This window comes from Algibacter lectus (assembly GCF_004368925.1).
GTDB lineage: Bacteria > Bacteroidota > Bacteroidia > Flavobacteriales > Flavobacteriaceae > Algibacter > Algibacter lectus.
The window spans coordinates 16,505-33,794 of sequence record NZ_SORL01000011.1 but is presented as its reverse complement, the minus strand read 5'-3'; the positions used below and the strand labels follow the sequence as shown (position 1 = coordinate 33,794).

Genomic DNA, 17,290 nt, shown 5'->3' with positions numbered 1-17,290 from the left:
CTTTTATTTACGTCTATCTGTATTACGTTTTGGACGCCTAGAATTACTGCTTTTATTGGAACTTTTACTAGAGTTTCCAGATTTATTAGATGATGGTCTAGAATTTCTATTTTGACGACCTTGCCCTTGTTTAATAGGTTGTGTAGATGCATTTGGGTCAGGCTCAAAACCTTCCAATACTTCCACAGGAAGCTTATTACCAATAAGTTTTTCGATGTCTCTTAAAAACGTAGTTTCATCTGCACTAACAAGCGATAAAGCAACACCATTGGCTCCTGCTCTACCCGTTCTACCAATTCTATGTACGTAATCTTCTGGAATGTTAGGAATTTCAAAATTGATAACATGTGGTAATAACGGAATGTCCAATCCACGTGCAGCAATATCGGTAGCCACTAACACACGAATGCGTCCGCTTTTAAAACCTGCCAATGCTTTTGTACGTGCACCTTGACTTTTATTTCCATGAATGGCCGCCGCAGAAATTCCTGCTTTATCCAATTTCTCACAAAGTTTGTTTGAACCGTGTTTTGTACGCGCAAAAACTAAAACTTGCTTCCAATTTCCATCAGAAATTAATTTTATAATTAAAGGCGTTTTTAAACCTTTAGCCACACGATATACTTTTTGAGTAATCGCTTCTACAGCTGTATTCTCCGGAGTGGCTTCAACCTGAACCGGATGATTTAAAATACCATGAGCTAACTTTTTAATATCTTTAGAAAACGTAGCCGAGAACATTAAATTCTGGCGTTTTTCTGGCATCGATTTAATAACGCGCTCAATATCACGTAAAAACCCCATATCTAGCATACGGTCTGCTTCATCTAAAACAAAAATCTCCACACGTTTAAGTGATAGTAATCCTTGATTTTGCAAATCTAATAAACGTCCCGGAGTCGCTACTAAAACATCAATACCCTGACGAAGTGTTGCTACTTGTGGCTTCTGGTTTACACCACCAAAAATAACGGCACTACGTAAATTTAAAAACTCACTATATTCTCTAACATTAGCATAAACCTGCGCTGCTAACTCACGCGTTGGCGTTAAAATTAGGGCACGTATTGGTCTATACTTTTCTTTCGGATTTTCCGATAAAATATGTAAAAGTGGTAATGTAAAACCTGCTGTTTTCCCTGTTCCTGTTTGTGCCGAAGCTAAAACATCGTGACCTTCCAAAACTGGAGGAATCGCTTTTTCTTGAATTGGACTTGGGGTAGTGTATCCTTTTTTGCTAATTGCTTTTAGCAAGGCTTCGGATAAGCCTAAAGATTGAAATGACATATAAATTGTTTAGAAAGCTCTTTTTGCGAGCCGTTGAGATGACAATTTATGTAGTAAACACCATCTCCTTTTTATTAAGCCGCAAAGGTACACTTATTTTTTTCGTTGTTAGTTTATTTCTTTTTTTTAAACCAAAACGAGTAACTTCGTAATAAATTATCAAAACATTAAATTTTATATGAAAAAGGCCCTACTACTATTAGGATGCGTAATACTTTTATTTTCAAGCTGCCAAAAAGCAAAAAAACAAACCCCTTTAATGACTTATATTGAAGAACCACACTCGTTCGCTAAACCAAATGAAGCGGTTATCACGCATTTAGATTTAGATATAAAAGTCGATTTCGATACTGAAATTATTTCGGGAACAGCCTCTTATTTAATTAACAATAACGATGCCTCCGAAATTATTCTAGACTCAAAATTCTTAGAAATTGAAAAGGTACAAGCCGATGGCACAGACACTAATTTCAAATTAGGAGCTTTTGATTCTCAATTAGGAAACCCTTTAAAAATAGCAATAAAACCAGAGACTAAACGTATTACTGTTTTCTACAAAACCACAGACAAAACAGAAGCATTACAATGGTTAAAACCTCAACAAACAGCCGATAAAGCACAGCCATTTCTATTTACTCAAGGTCAAGCGATTTTAACTAGAACTTGGATCCCGATACAAGATAGCCCTCAAATTAGAGTAACATACAACGCAAAAGTAGCCGTGCCAGCACAACTTATGGCGGTTATGAGTGCTGAAAACCCTAAAACAAAAACTGCAGATGGTGTTTACAACTTTAAAATGACTCAACCCATTTCACCATATTTAATAGCCATTGCCGTTGGAGATATAGCTTATAAACCAATAAGTAACAGAACTGGTGTTTATGCTGAAAAATCGATGCTAGACAAAGCACATTTTGAATTTTCGGATATGGAAAACATGGTTGCTTCTGCAGAAAAACTATATGGTAAATATGCTTGGGAACAATTTGATGTTATTGTGTTGCCACCAAGTTTCCCATTTGGAGGTATGGAAAATCCACGTTTAACTTTTGCTACACCAACTGTAATTGCTGGCGATAAAAGTTTAACCTCACTTATTGCACACGAGTTGGCGCATTCTTGGTCTGGAAACTTAGTAACCAATGCCACTTGGGACGATTTTTGGCTTAACGAAGGTTTTACCGTTTACTTTGAAATGCGTATTATGGAAGCGCTTTACGGAAAAGATCGCGCAAATATGTTGGCAAGAATAGGTCGACAAGATTTAGAAGAAGAACTAGAAGGTTTAAAAGATTCACCGAATGATACCAAACTAAAACTTGACCTTAACGGAAGAAATCCTGACGACGGCATGAACAGTATTGCTTATGATAAAGGGTACCTGTTTTTAAGAACTTTAGAAGAAACGGTTGGTCGTGAAAAATTTGATGTTTTCCTGAAAAATTATTTTGAATCTCATGCATTTTCAACAACCAACACTGAAAAATTCATCAAATATTTAAATGAAAATCTATTAGAAAAAAATGGTATAACGTTTAACACGGAAGAATGGATTTACCAACCAGGTATTCCTGAAAACCAAGCTATTATTGTTTCTGATAAATTTGAACAAGTTGAAAGTATAGTCCAAGATTTTGTTAAAACAAACAACATCGATCAGGAAAAAACAAATAATTGGACGCCTCAAGAATGGGTACATTTTGTTCGTAATTTCCCTGAAGACATGAATACTGAACAGATGCAATTACTGGATAGCACGTTCAATTTAACCAACTCTAACAACTCTTACATTGCTATGGTTTGGTACGAGCAAGCTATCAATCATGATTATCATGGTAATAATGTAGATGAAAAGATTGAAACTTTTTTAACCGAAGTTGGTCGCCGTTGGTATGTTTCAACTATTTATAAAGCTTTTAAAAGAAATAATAAAACCGATGACGCTTTAGTGATTTACAAAAAAGCTCGTAACAATTATCATTCAGTTACTGTGAACACTATTGATGCTATGTTGGGGTTTGTTTCTGAATAACACTCTCAAGTCATATCGACGTGAGGAGATATATCATAACAGTGAGCTAAAAAACTTGTGTGATGTCTCCATGCGTCGACATAACAACAATACTCGTAACAATAAAAAAAGATTACACTTCCCCTTTCAGAATTTTATAAACCAAGGCTTTAGTTGGTTTTTGGCCGTTAATTTTAGATTTAACGGTATCGAAAGTCATTTTAAAATCACAACCTGATTTATAAGCAGTACAACCATAAGCTGTTTTTCCTTTTAAAACCTTACCTACATTACATTTTGGGCAAGTTAAAGCATCGGAATCTGCTTCTGCTGTCGCTGCTGCTTTTTCTGTTTTTTCAACTTTTACTTTCGGTTCTAATTTCAACTTAAAATCATCATCAAAACGAAGCAAACCCTCCACAGTTCCTGCTTCGGTTTTAAAACCTTTCAAATTTACTGTAGATCCTTTTTGAAGCAATCGGATAAATTGCTTTTCAGATATTTTTTTATCCCCAAAACTAAAAGGCAAAACAAATTTACAGCCGTCTTTATAAGCACTACAGCCATAAGCAGTTTTTCCTTTTAAAAGCTGACCTTTTTTACATTTTGGACAAACCTCAGCCATAATACCGGCTTGCTTTTTAACAGTTGCCTTTGCTGCACGGTTTTTAACCACATTAGCTTGCGAAATATTGGCACGTTTAGTTTCGCTTCTTACCTCGTAAACCAAGGCATCTACCATGCGTTTCATGTTTTTTATAAACGCTCCGGCACTATACGTCCCTTTTTCAATATCTTTTAATTGTTTCTCCCAAGATCCTGTGAGCTCGGCAGATTTCAACAATTCATTCTGAATAGTGTCTATCAACAAAATACCCGTAACTGTTGGTAATACTTGCTTTTTATTACGTTTTATGTATTTTCTTTTAAAAAGTGTTTCAATAATATTGGCTCGTGTAGATGGTCTACCAATACCATTTTCTTTCATTAAATCTCTTAACTCTTCATCGTCCACTTGTTTACCCGCTGTTTCCATGGCACGTAATAAAGTTGCCTCCGTAAACTGATTTGGTGGTTTGGTTTCCTTTTCTAAAAACGATGGCTCATGCGGTCCTTTTTCACCTTTTACAAAGGTTGGTAAAATTCCAGATTCTTTTTCTTTAGCGTTCGGGTTTTCAAAAACAACGCGCCAACCTTTCTCTAAAATTTCTTTTCCTGTGGTTTTAAAAACAACGTCGGCCGCACTTCCTAAAACAGTAGTGTTAGACACGATACACTCATCATAAAAAACAGCAATAAAACGTTTTACAATAATATCGTAAACCTGTTGCTGATTGTACTGCAGATTAATTTGAATTCCTGTTGGAATAATAGCGTGGTGATCGGTTACTTTTTTATCGTTAAAAACCTTAGTAGACTTCTTTATTTTCTTCCCTAAAAGCGGTTGCGTTAAAGTGGAATAATTTGTTAACTTCTGAAGTATACCAGATACTTTTGGATACACATCGTTTGGTAAAAAAGTGGTATCTACTCTTGGATAAGTTACTACTTTTTGCTCATATAATTTCTGAACAATTTTTAAAGTTTCGTCTGCAGAAAATCCAAATTTCGTATTACAATATACTTGTAAGCCAGTTAAATCGAACAGTTTTGGCGCGTATTCCTTACCTTTCTTTTTAGTGGTAGATTGTATTTCGAATTCACTCTCCTTTACCTTATTAGCCATAGATTCACCATCTTCTTTTTTAAGAAAACGACCTTCCTCGTAACTAAATAATGTTTCACGATACAGTGTTTGTAATTCCCAATACGGTTGTGGTTTAAAATTTTCAATATCTTTAAAACGCCCTACTACCATGGCTAAAGTTGGTGTTTGCACACGCCCAACGGATAGCACTTGTTTATAACCGCCATGTTTTACGGTATATAAGCGTGTAGCATTCATCCCTAAAAGCCAATCGCCTATGGCTCTAGAAAACCCTGCATAGTATAGATTATCGTAATCTTCAGAAGGTTTTAAATTCTGAAATCCTTCTTTTATGGCTTCCGTTGTTAATGATGATATCCACAAACGTTCTACTTTACCTTTATACTCAGCTTCGTTCATCACCCAGCGTTGTATAAGCTCTCCTTCTTGCCCGGCATCACCGCAGTTTATTACAACATCGGCTTTATCAAATAAACTTTTTACAATTCTAAATTGCTTTTGAATACCATCATTCGCAACCACTTTGGTTTCAAATTTTTCTGGCAACATGGGTAAATTATTCAAATCCCAACTTTTCCAATAAGGCTTATAATCGTTAGGTTCTTTGAGCGTACAAAGGTGTCCAAAAGTATAAGTTACCGCATAACCATTGCCTTCATAATACCCATCGCGTTTAGTATTTGCTCCTAGAACGGTAGCAATTTCGCGGGCAACACTTGGTTTTTCGGCTATACAGACTTTCACTTATTTGGCTTTAAAATAGAAGGTGCAAAATAAGGATTTTGCATGGTATTCAAAGCGCCTTTTATAACGAGTTATTAACGAATTTAAATGCTCGTAAAAGATATTATCTTTAAATTTGTTGTATCAAACCATGATTTTGACCTTAATTGTTTTAAGGCTAAATATTTATATTAAAACACCCTCATTATTTTAAACCAACAAATCACTGAATTCAGGGATATTAATACTTGCTACAAAGCCTAAATTTGCGAATGCCTTTTAAGTTACAAAACATAATTGCATATTTATTTTTATGCTACTGCACTATTGGTTTGACGCAAACACAGACTTCTATAGAATTAGAAGACAAAAAAGTGGATGAACTATACCACCATTTTAATTCTGGTTCGGCAAAAAAAGCGTACAAAGAAGCTCATCAATTTTTAAAAAAATTTAAAACCAATAAAGCCATTGCAAATACCAATTTACTACTGGCCTATTACCATAATAACTACGCAGAAATAGACTCTTCTATTTATTACACTAACCAAGCTCTTGCTCATAAATCTATTGTTAACGACTCTTTAGCCAACCGGCTAACCATATTAGCATACCAGTTATTGGCTCTAAACAACAAAAACAAAGGTTTATATCACGAAAGTAAAAAATGGCACATTAAAGGCGCCGAACTCAGCGAAAAACATAACGAAACAAATCTTTACTATTCACATATACACGGGTTAGCAAGTACTTACATTGCTCTAAACAAAACACAAGAAGCTAAACAGCTTTTTGAGAAATGCATTAAACACTCTAAGGACGCCGAAATTATTTTAGGAAGCTATATAAATCTAGGCTCTATTTACTCATCATTTTCTCAATATCAATTATCTAATATTTACTTACAGAAAGCCAAAGCTATTTGTGAAAAAGACAATAGCAAACAACAGGCTTTAGTAAATGTTATTATTAATATAGGCGATAATTACGTAAACAATGGCGAGATTGATCAAGCTATTTACACCTATGGTGAAGCTAAAAAAATAAGTATTAAAAATAATTTTTATAATTTAGAGCTTATCATATCTGATAAATTAGGCACAGTATTTTACAATCAAAAAAGAAATAATGAAGCCATTTTAATCTATGCAAATACCTTAACAAAAGCTATTAACTCTGACGCTTTAAACATTCAAATGAATAGTTATTTGATGTTAGAAAAACTAGCAGCCCGAAAAGAAGATTATAGCACGGCCTACACATACAGTAAGCGCTACTCCAGAATAAAAGACTCAATAGATAATCTGCAAACAAAAGAAGAGATTAACCGCTTAGAAGTTAAGTTTGAAACGCTTGAAAAAGAAAAGACAATAAAGCTATTAAAAATAGAAAACTTAAATAAAAGTTTAAACATAAAAAACAAAGATGCTGCCATAGAAAAGTACGAACTTCAAAAAGCTATTATTGCTAAACAAAATGAAAATGAAGTTTTACAATTACAAAATCGCGCAGAAAAACGAAAGAGCGAAATAGCCATACTTAAAGAAAAAGAGCAATTAAAGGCCTTAGAATTAGATAGAGAAAAAACCATAAAATATATTGTGCTTGGTGCCTTTTTCATTTTACTAGTACCCACTATTGGTTTATTGGTTATTTACTATCAAAAATTACAAGCTCAGAGTTTACTTAACCTAAAGGAAAAAGAGGTTAACGCACAGCGCGTTAATTCGTTGAAAAAAGATCAGGAAATAAAAATTATAAAAGCGTCTATTAGAGGGCAAGATTTAGAACGAAAAAAGATTGCTCAAGAAATGCACGATAGCATTGGTGGAAATTTAGCAGCGATAAAATTACAGTTCAGTCAACTTTCTAACCACCCAGATAAAGCGCAATTAATCTACAGCCAACTCGATGATACTTACGAGCAAGTTAGAAACTTATCGCATAATTTATTACCAAAAAAAATTAGAGAAAATGACTTTGTATCTTTAATTACAGAATATATAAAAACCGTACAAGAGGCGAGCAACATAAAAATTAATATTCATTTTTATGATGAAGAAAAAATAAACACACTAAACAAAATATTGCAAAACGAGTTGTTTTCTATTTTTCAGGAATTAACAACCAACACGCTCAAATATGCCGACGCCGACACTATAGATATTCAATTAGATTTACTAAACTCTTGTATCTTTTTTATGTATGAAGATAACGGCAAAGGCTTTGATGTATCTGTAACTACTCTAGGTATTGGCTTAACCAATATTAAGAACCGAGTAAACGATTACGATGGCACATTACATATTGACTCTAAAATAAACAGAGGCACAAGTATTAATATAGAAATCCCCTTAGAACAAAAATAAATGAAGCATAACCTTATTATTGCCGACGACCATAAAATGTTTTTAGATGGCTTATTAAGTATTCTTAAAACAGAAAGCAATTACAATATTATATTTACAGCTAAGCATGGTGGCCATGTTCAAAAATATATATCGATAAATACCGAAGAACAAATCGATTTAGTTATTACCGATGTTACCATGCCCGAAGTAGATGGCATTACTTTAAATAAATGGATTAAAGAAAACCATAGAACCATAAAAACACTGGTAGTAAGCATGCATAACACACCAGAAATTATTGATGATTTAATAGAAAGCAATGTAGATGGCTACCTTCAAAAAAACGCACAAAAGGAAGAATTTCTAAAAGCCATTGAAACTATTTTGGGAGGGGAAAAGTATTTTTCAAAAGAAATAAAAGATATTTATCTTCAAAATAAGTTTGAAAAAAATAAAGAAAAAGAGATTAAACTAACAAAGCGCGAAGTTGAAGTAATCTCTTTAATTGCAGAAGAATTCACCACTCAAGAAATAGCAGATAAACTCTTTTTAAGCAAACACACTATTGAGAGTTACAGAAAAAACTTAATTACTAAACTTAATGTTAGAAACCTTGCTGGCCTTACCAAATACGCTATAAAAAAAGGTTACGTTTCATCTTAATAATAAAACACTAATTATAATATAATACTAAGGCGCTTTTTTAAAGCGTCTTTTTTTATGCGTAAAATCTCCTTAGCACTATTAAACACACTCTAACTCTATTTAATAAGCTCATTTTTGACTTTTCATCTAAAAAACTTCATAAACACAAAAAAAAAACAGCAACAACAAACAACTAAAAATCAACCAACTAAAACAAAACACCCTGTTTTCAGGGGATTGATTTTCACCTAATACGGGGTTATTCTAGGGCTTCTATTGCTATACTTTTGTACAAGAAAATAAGACACATGGTAAGTTAAAAACAAACAAAACCTTAACATGCTTATTATAAGAAAAACAAATAAAAATTAACTTTTAAAAATCAAAATTATGACTTTCGGAATTACATTAATCTTATTAAGTATCATTGCAGTACCTTCTTTATTACTTTCAAAAAAACCTAACGCAAAAGAACTTTTAGACAAAATAGAACCTTACCAAGGTTGGATTGGAATTATTTTTTGTTTCTACGGTGTTTGGGGTATTATCTTTTCAATTTTAAACTTAGGTTGGATTACAACTTTCCCAATCTGGTGGGTAACATTATTAGCAGGTAGTCTTGTGCAAGCTGTTTTAGGTTTTATGTTAGGATTTAGCCTAATTAACAAATTTGTTTTATCTAAAAATGAAGCTGCAAAAGAAAAAGCAGTAGCACTTAGAGAGAAATTAGCACCAAAACAAGGCAAACTTGGTATTGTAGGTTTATTCGTAGGTGCCTGGATGATAGTAGCTTCTATATTATTCTTCTAAAAAGTTAAAAATTAATTTAGATTATCATGAAAAAACTCATCTATTTAGTAGCTTTATTCTGTACAATTCCCCTAATTTCGCAAGAGCAAAGCAACACTATTTCTGTTATTGGTGAAACAGAAAAGACCATAATCGACCAAAATTACACCGTTATAATTGCCTTGCAACAAATAATGGTTTATGATGGACAAGTGGAAGTGGAAGCCACATCTTTAGAAGATGTAACACGCAATTACATCAAAAAATTAGATGAAGCAGGTATAGACTTTAGTAGGTTTAGAAGAAACACCTATTATGAGCTAGCCATGTCTTACGGACAAAACAGAGAAACGGCATATTATTATTTAAAAACAACCAATAAGGATGAAGCTAGAAAAATAATAAACTTAAAAGCGTCTGGCGTATCGGTTGCTAGTAGTGAAGTGGAACCTAAAAAATTAACCGATAAAGAATTGGCTGCACTTTCAACAAAAGCCATTGAAAATGCCAGAGAAAAAGCAGAACTTATAGCTAAAAAATTAAATAAAACTATAGGTGAAATTGTAAGTATTTCAGATCAAAACACAAACACGCAGTATATTCAAAGTTACGGCACTACAAGTTTACAACCTCATAGTGTCACTGTAGCTTTCGAACTAAAATAAAAAGGATGTCTATTATTAACAAATTTCAATTTTAAAAAAACATGAAAATTAAATTAGCCGCATTATCAATATTTGCTTTCTGTGCAATATTTAACGCAGAAGCACAAAAATTAAAAAAGTTTGGAAGTTCTATTGAAAAGAAAATCGGACCAAAAACTATTAAAGTACCTTACACAGATGTAATATCTTATTTAGGATATGCTTCTGCAGGAAATGAAGATGAAGTTGTAGATGGTAAAAAGTTCTACTACATTTATTTATGGGTTCCTGCTGTTGCTCCAGAATTAGGAGTTAGAATGCTTTCTCCTGTAGCTAAAACAAAAATTAAAGATGCAATAGAGTCTGCGGCTTACACAGAAAATGCTTCTTCTAGCGATTATTTTGATACTTACATCACTTTAGAACGTTCTACTATTTTCACAAAAGAAAATATTACTGAAGAAGCTGCTAAAAACGCAACTTGGACAAGACTTGCGAGTAACGATGACAGTAGCGAAATGCCTAAGCAACCAAGCGGAAGCAGCTACAACTCTTTATTAAGATACAAAAGTGAAGTTGGAAGCCCAACAAAAGCTTTAACTGCTGGTTTATACAGAATTGGTTTTACAACTTACAAAACAGGTGAAGTTAAAGGAACATTTTTAGCAGAAGTTGCAGCTCCAGTAAAATTACCAGGTGTTGTTATGGCCAAAACTATTGCAGAATTAAAAAAAGGACTATAATACAAAATTACAGACATCCTTTTTCTTAACTTAATTAAGCATCTCTTTTAAAAGAGATGCTTTTTTATTTTAAAACCCACCAAAAGAAAGTTAAAAATTACATCTATAAACCGAATTTAAAACACACTTTGTAAGCTATTGTAATCATAAATATTTCAAGTATTTTCATAACTCATCAATAAAACAGCGACTTACAAATTACACAGCATCACTAAGCTTTTTTTATCTATTTTAGTAATCCCTAAGAACACTAAATAATGAAAAAGATCCCTCTGGCATTACTATTATGCCTAGTAAACTATTGCCAAATTTTTTCTCAAGTTGGTATCGGTACCACAACTCCAGATCCATCATCGATCTTAGAAATTAATTCTCAAACACAAGGTCTTTTACTACCTAGAATGACCTTAACAGAAAGAAATGCTATTGCAGCTCCTGCCGAAGGTTTGTTTATTTACAATCTAGACAGCAAATGCTTTCAATATTACAAAGGTACAGCTTGGTCGGGTTGTTTAGGGGAATCTCCAACCAATGCTTTAGAATGTAGTTCTCCAGCATCTAATGGCGGGTATGCTATAGGCACACCCCTAACAAGCGCGAACACCATTACGGTAGATGTTCTTGTTAATTCAATAGAAGCTTACAACATAAGTACAAATACCGTTAATGGTTATAGCTTTTCTGCCTCAGGAGTCTTTAGTGCTATTGGCCTAAATACCATTACGCTTTCGGGATCTGGAACCCCAATAGCCGAACAAACCGATAGCTTTACTATCACTTATACAGAAAAAGGAGACACCTGTAATATAAATATAGGCGTTACATCTGTTTTATCGAGTTGCCTGGCATACCTTAATGCAGGCTCCACAACCGATGGCATATATTCTGTAGACCCAGATGGAAGCGGTCCAAACCCTGCCTACGATTGCTATTGCGATATGACAAACGACGGAGGCGGATGGACCTTAGTATTTAACCACAATACCGCAGGTGGTTATTGGACAAACGACGCAGAAGCCAGCGAATTTAACGTCGCATCCCCAGGCTTAACTACTAATAAATATTCTATTTTAAGTAAACTAGACGAAATTAAAAGCGCCGCAGCCTACGAGTTTAGAATATATTACCCAACCTTAGGCTTAAGAAACCATTGGAGCCAAACCTTCGACCCAAGAACAAGTGCTTCAACAATTAGACCTGTAACTGGTTACAACGCAATTAATATTGATATGACTAATAATAGTTGGGGAGGTTTAGAGTTATCAGGAGGTAGTACTTATTTAGACGGCTCAGTAAATAGCGGAAGCTGGTTTTACTCTATAGGTAGTGTTAACCAATGGGGCGGAGGCATTCCATCAAACAGCACTGCAGTAAATCATGTTCAATTATTTATTCGTTAAATCTAAATATTACATTTACACTTAGTTATTTATTTTTTAAGAAGGCTATCTTTGCAGCATGCAAACCAAAGTCCTTTTTATAACACCACCGTTTACGCAATTAAACACAGCATATCCAGCAACAGCTTATTTAAAAGGCTTTCTGGAAATACACGATATATCTGTGCCACATTGCGATTTAAGCATTGAGCTTTTTACGGCTGTTTTTAAAAGTGATTTTTTGCGCGCCATGTTTACGGAAGCAAAAGCTTTGGGTAATTATAATTACCCTGAAGTTAGTAAAATGAAATCACTCTACATCTCTAGAGTAGATACCGTTATTGCTTTTTTACAAAAGCATGATATTGAAACAGCTTATAAAATTTTAAAAGCCGATTTTTTACCACAAGGTCATCGTTTAAAACATGTTAACACCAAAATTGAATGGGCAGCAGGCGATCTAGGTATTATAGACAAAGCCAAACATTACGCTACACTTTTTATTGAAGAAATAGGCGATTTTATACAAGCCAACGTCGACGAGTTTTTTGCGTTCACCAAATACGCCGAGCAAATAGCTACATCAGCAAGTAGTTTCAATCAATTAGACGAGTTTTTAAGTTACCAGCCTACACTTATCGAAGAGCAAATGCTCGATATTTTAGTGGCTCAAATTGAAAATCACAATCCAAATTTAGTTTGTTTTACTATTCCCTTTCCAGGGAATTTATTCGCAGCCTTACGCTGTGCCCAATTTATTAAGCAACTTTTTCCAGATATTCATGTGGCTTTTGGAGGCGGATATTGCAACACCGAATTACGCTCACTAGAAGATCCTAGAATTTTTGAATTTGTCGATTTTATATCTCTCGATGATGGCGAAGGCCCGTTATTAAAAATGGTAAACTATCTCGATGGCAACATCGGTATCGACCAACTAGAGCGCACATTTGTTCTAGAAAACAATAAGGTGGTTTATAAAAACAAGATTCCAAATACCATTTATCATCACAAAAATCTTCCTGCACCAAATTATTCAGGATTACCGTATAATAAATACGTCTCTTTTTTAGATGTTGTAAATCCCATGCATCGTATGTGGACCGATGCCCGATGGAATAAACTAACCATTTCTCATGGATGCTACTGGAAACAATGCTCCTTTTGCGATGTTAGCCTAGACTATATTGGCAATTACCAAAATACAACCGCTGTAGATTTAGTCAATAAAATCGAGAAAATAATAAAAGACACCGGCATTACAGGCTTCCATTTTGTAGACGAAGCTGCACCACCAAAAATGTTACGCGCGCTATCGAAAGAGCTTATAAAAAGAAATCTAGAGATTACGTGGTGGACAAACATTAGGTTCGAAAAAACATTCGATTTCGACTTATGCCAAATCATGGCACAATCAGGTTGTATAGCCGTAACCGGCGGACTAGAAGTAGCCTCAGACCGTTTATTATCTAAAATGAAAAAAGGTGTGGATATTGCACAAGTTACCCGAGTAACGCACCATTTTTCACAAAACAATATCATGGTTCACGCCTATCTCATGTATGGATTTCCAACCCAAACCGAGCAAGAAACCATCGATTCTCTAGAGGTCGTAAGGCAATTATTCGAGAGAAACTGTATACAATCGGCATTTTGGCACCAATTTACAACCACAATACACAGCCCAATTGGTCAAAACCCAGAAGCCTTTAGTATCCAAATAACAGGCCCAATTTTCGAAGGTTTTGCACAAAACGATCTGTACCATAAAGACGTACAAGGCGCCGATCATCCTAAATACACAAAAGGTCTAAACTTGGCATTACACAACTATTTAAACAATGCCGGACTCCAAGATAGCTTACAAAATTGGTTCGATTTCCCAATACCTCCAACAAGTCATTCTAAAGGTTTAATAGAAAGTTTTTTAGAAGAATTGGCTATAAAATAATTGGGCGTTACCCGAAAAGGGTCGGGCTTTACGTTACAAGTCCTCGCACCTCCTTTGTCGGGCTGTGGGCTTTTCTCTGCAATCCCTTACGCGGAAAAAACTACTGAGGTTTAACTTTATCTAAAAATTTGTTTTTGTTTAAGCTCGTCCTTGAGTAGATTTTTCACATTCTCTAAATCTATAACGCGATATCTCCTTGCGTCGACATAACAGATACAATCAAAACATATAAACCTTACAAAACTCACTTCTCAACCACAATACCATAACTCATTAAAAGGCCTTCAATGCCTTCCAAAGAAAACTTAGCGCCTTTAATTTTATTTCTTTCAGGGTGAATATTATAATTAATAGCTTTTCGGAAATCGGCTTTTTCTAAATTAGTATTTTCGAAAGTAGCACCTTGAAAATCACAATCACCAAAAGCGCAACGACTTAAATTAGCCTCAGTAAATTCCACACTCTGAAGTTTAGAATTAATCATTTTAGTATAACTTAAATCTACTTGATAAAAGGAAGAGTGATTAAGCTGGCAGTTTTCAATATACAATGCAAATCCAAAAGAATTACAACTTTCAAAATGCACACCCAAAAGTTTACATCCTAAAAGTTTAACATCCTGAAACGATGAACTTGTTAGGTTTGCCGAACTAAAATTGCAATCTATAAACTCGCACTCTAAAAATCTAACTTCCGATAAAAACCCTTCAGAAAAATTACAATTCTTAAACGTACAATATTCGTAATCGCCTTTTGGAATTCGATTTACGGAATAATCTTGTTTATCGAAAATTTCATCTTCAAATAAAGGTGCGGACATCATTTATAAAAATTTATGGACTTAAAAACCGAAGTTAACTTATTTTAAACGAAACTCTAATTAAAAACAATTAGTCTTTCTCAATAATACTTAATGCTAAACGAATTTTAAAATAGTCGATACTCTCATTAAAATAATCAAAATACGCACGGAGCGCTTTTGGAGAACCAAGAGCTTTTTTAGCTTTTCGTACAGCTTCAACATCGCTTTTAGAAACAAAATCGTATAGATTAATTTCTTTGCCCATGCTGTATAACTTAGCAATATGCGAGTAAACAGTGGTTGTACCTAACTTACGCTGCATAGCAATTTCATCTATTGATAAACCCGATTTGTACAAATTGTATGTCTTTATATAAGTATCACCTTTTTTAACTTTTTTAGGTTTAGACCCCATAAAATTCATGATTTCAGCCATAAACTCATCACCATAAACTTCAAGTTTACGCTGCCCTACTCCACTAATTCTTAAAAAATCGTCATCACTTAATGGGCGCTCTTTTTCAATTTCTTTTAATGTAGCATCACTAAAAACTAAATAAGCAGGAATATCTTCCTCTTGTGCTATTTTATATCGTAATCTCCTAAGGCGTTCAAATAAACTATTAGCTACAACCTTAGTTTTTGTTTTTGTTCTTGTTTTTGTGGTTTTGCTCCTTTTTGTTCGTGTATGTTTCTCTTTAATAACAGGTTTTATTTCTGTAATCACTAATGGTTTTGTTAGCGCGACTTTGGCTCCTTTAAACAGCACATTATTTGAAAACTCGGTAAGTTGCAAAGCATTATTTTTATGAAATGCAATTTCGCAAAACCCTTGATTTATAAGTTGAATTACAAAATGTTGCCAATGCTTCCAAGCAATATCATTACCAATACCAAACGTGCGTACATTTTGATAACCTTTTGCCAAAACAGCCGCGTTTTGCGAACCACGAAGCACATCGATAATCATTCCCATCGCTTCTTTTTCTTGTAAACGATAGACTGCCGAAAGAATTTTTTGAGCAATTACAGTACCATCGAAAAACTGTGGAGGATTTTTACAAACATCGCAATTCCCGCAGTTGCCACCAAGCAACTCTCCGAAGTAACTTAATAGAATTTTACGTCGGCATGTGGTTGACTCTGCAAACTGTTTCATTCTATCTAATTTCGCTATCTGTACAGCCTCATTGGTAGCACCGCTTGCAAAATTTTGTAATTGTATAACATCGGCATAACTATGAAATAATAACGCATGCGAGGTTAAGCCATCTCGTCCTGCACGCCCAATTTCTTGATAATAACCTTCAATGTTTTTAGGCATATTATAATGCACCACCCAACGCACATTAGATTTATCTATTCCCATACCGAAAGCAACGGTTGCACAAACAATTTGGGTTTTATCACGAATAAAAGATTCTTGAACTTTACTTCGTTTTTCAAAATTTAACCCGGCATGATACGCTTCCGCATGAATGCCATTGGTTTTTAATTTTTTAGATAGCTGTTCTGTAGTTTTTCGGCTTAGGCAATAAATAATTCCCGACTGGTTTGGTCTGGCATTTATAAATTTAACTATTTGAGAAATTCGGTTATTGGCCGTTCTAACTTCCAATCCTATATTTTTTCTATCGAAAGATGAAATAAAACGCTCGGCATGCTCTATGCGTAATTGTTTTACAATATCTTCTCTAGTTGCTTTATCCGCAGTAGCAGTTAAGGCAATAAACGGAATATTAGGTAATGTAGATTTTAAAAAACCAAGTTGTTGATACGATGGTCTAAAATCGTGTCCCCAAGAAGAAATACAATGCGCCTCGTCTATAGCAACACAGCTAATATATTTTTCAGTTAAAATATTTTGTAACGCCGCTAAACTTTCTGGAGCAACATAAAGTAGTTTTATTTCTGCTGTAATAACACTTTCTATAATAGCAAATTGCTCTTCGCTACTTTGGCTACTATTAAAATAAGATGCAGGAATACCATTGGCGTTTAAACCATCGACCTGATCTTTCATTAGCGCTATAAGCGGAGAAATAACAATGGTAACGCCTTTAAAGGACAACGCCGGAAGCTGAAAACAAATAGATTTACCACCTCCTGTTGGCATAATAACCAAGCAGTCTTTTTTATTGAGTACAGACTCTACAATATCTTGTTGATTTACTCTAAAAGAATCGTAACCAAAATAGTTTTTTAAGTTTGAAAACACCTGATCGTTGGTGGCTGTTCTTGGCATTAATTTAAA

The 17,290-nt window shown here is 34.2% G+C and carries 12 protein-coding genes; 8 read left to right on the top strand and 4 right to left on the bottom strand.

Annotated features, from left to right (window positions below; translation table 11 throughout):
- Positions 1–3: 3 nt before the first annotated feature.
- Complete coding sequence (locus DFQ06_RS15285) at positions 4–1,287, bottom strand: DEAD/DEAH box helicase (RefSeq protein WP_042497872.1); 1,284 nt, start codon at positions 1,285–1,287, stop codon at positions 4–6.
- A 178-nt stretch (positions 1,288–1,465) separates the two neighbouring features.
- Between DFQ06_RS15285 and DFQ06_RS15280 the strand changes: the two genes are divergently transcribed.
- A complete protein-coding gene (locus tag DFQ06_RS15280) occupies positions 1,466–3,322 on the top strand; it encodes a M1 family metallopeptidase (RefSeq protein WP_042506222.1) in 1,857 nt (618 codons plus the stop codon).
- A gap of 112 nt (positions 3,323–3,434) precedes the next feature.
- On the opposite strand, the gene DFQ06_RS15275 is transcribed toward DFQ06_RS15280, so the two are convergent.
- Complete coding sequence (locus tag DFQ06_RS15275) at positions 3,435–5,753, bottom strand: type IA DNA topoisomerase (protein WP_133968647.1); 2,319 nt, start codon at positions 5,751–5,753, stop codon at positions 3,435–3,437.
- 251 nt (positions 5,754–6,004) lie between these two features.
- Here DFQ06_RS15275 and DFQ06_RS15270 point away from each other — a divergent pair, with 251 nt between their 5' ends.
- From DFQ06_RS15270 to DFQ06_RS15240, 7 genes are all read left to right on the top strand, one after another.
- Positions 6,005–8,101 carry a tetratricopeptide repeat-containing sensor histidine kinase gene (locus DFQ06_RS15270; protein WP_133968645.1) on the top strand — a complete coding sequence of 699 codons (2,097 nt, stop codon included), beginning with the start codon at positions 6,005–6,007 and terminating at the stop codon, positions 8,099–8,101.
- The gene (locus tag DFQ06_RS15265; RefSeq protein WP_074938466.1) at positions 8,102–8,746 is read left to right on the top strand and encodes a response regulator transcription factor; all 645 of its coding nucleotides are present in this window, start codon (positions 8,102–8,104) and stop codon (positions 8,744–8,746) included. It abuts the gene before it with no gap.
- A 372-nt stretch (positions 8,747–9,118) separates the two neighbouring features.
- Complete coding sequence (locus DFQ06_RS15260) at positions 9,119–9,538, top strand: hypothetical protein (protein ID WP_042506226.1); 420 nt, start codon at positions 9,119–9,121, stop codon at positions 9,536–9,538.
- Between the two features lie 26 nt (positions 9,539–9,564).
- The gene (locus tag DFQ06_RS15255) at positions 9,565–10,182 is read left to right on the top strand and encodes an SIMPL domain-containing protein (RefSeq protein ID WP_133968643.1); all 618 of its coding nucleotides are present in this window, start codon (positions 9,565–9,567) and stop codon (positions 10,180–10,182) included.
- A 41-nt stretch (positions 10,183–10,223) separates the two neighbouring features.
- Positions 10,224–10,904, top strand: a complete 681-nt coding sequence (locus tag DFQ06_RS15250) for a Lipl32 family lipoprotein (RefSeq protein WP_042506272.1) — start codon at positions 10,224–10,226, stop codon at positions 10,902–10,904.
- A 257-nt stretch (positions 10,905–11,161) separates the two neighbouring features.
- Positions 11,162–12,304, top strand: a complete 1,143-nt coding sequence (locus DFQ06_RS15245; protein ID WP_133968641.1) for a fibrinogen-like YCDxxxxGGGW domain-containing protein — start codon at positions 11,162–11,164, stop codon at positions 12,302–12,304.
- A gap of 58 nt (positions 12,305–12,362) precedes the next feature.
- On the top strand, positions 12,363–14,234 hold the full coding sequence (locus DFQ06_RS15240; RefSeq protein ID WP_133968639.1) for a B12-binding domain-containing radical SAM protein: 1,872 nt from the start codon (positions 12,363–12,365) through the stop codon (positions 14,232–14,234).
- Between the two features lie 244 nt (positions 14,235–14,478).
- On the opposite strand, the gene DFQ06_RS15235 is transcribed toward DFQ06_RS15240, so the two are convergent.
- Complete coding sequence (locus DFQ06_RS15235; protein WP_235833563.1) at positions 14,479–15,057, bottom strand: pentapeptide repeat-containing protein; 579 nt, start codon at positions 15,055–15,057, stop codon at positions 14,479–14,481.
- A 67-nt stretch (positions 15,058–15,124) separates the two neighbouring features.
- Complete coding sequence (recQ, locus tag DFQ06_RS15230) at positions 15,125–17,281, bottom strand: DNA helicase RecQ (protein ID WP_133968637.1); 2,157 nt, start codon at positions 17,279–17,281, stop codon at positions 15,125–15,127.
- Positions 17,282–17,290: the final 9 nt, after the last annotated feature.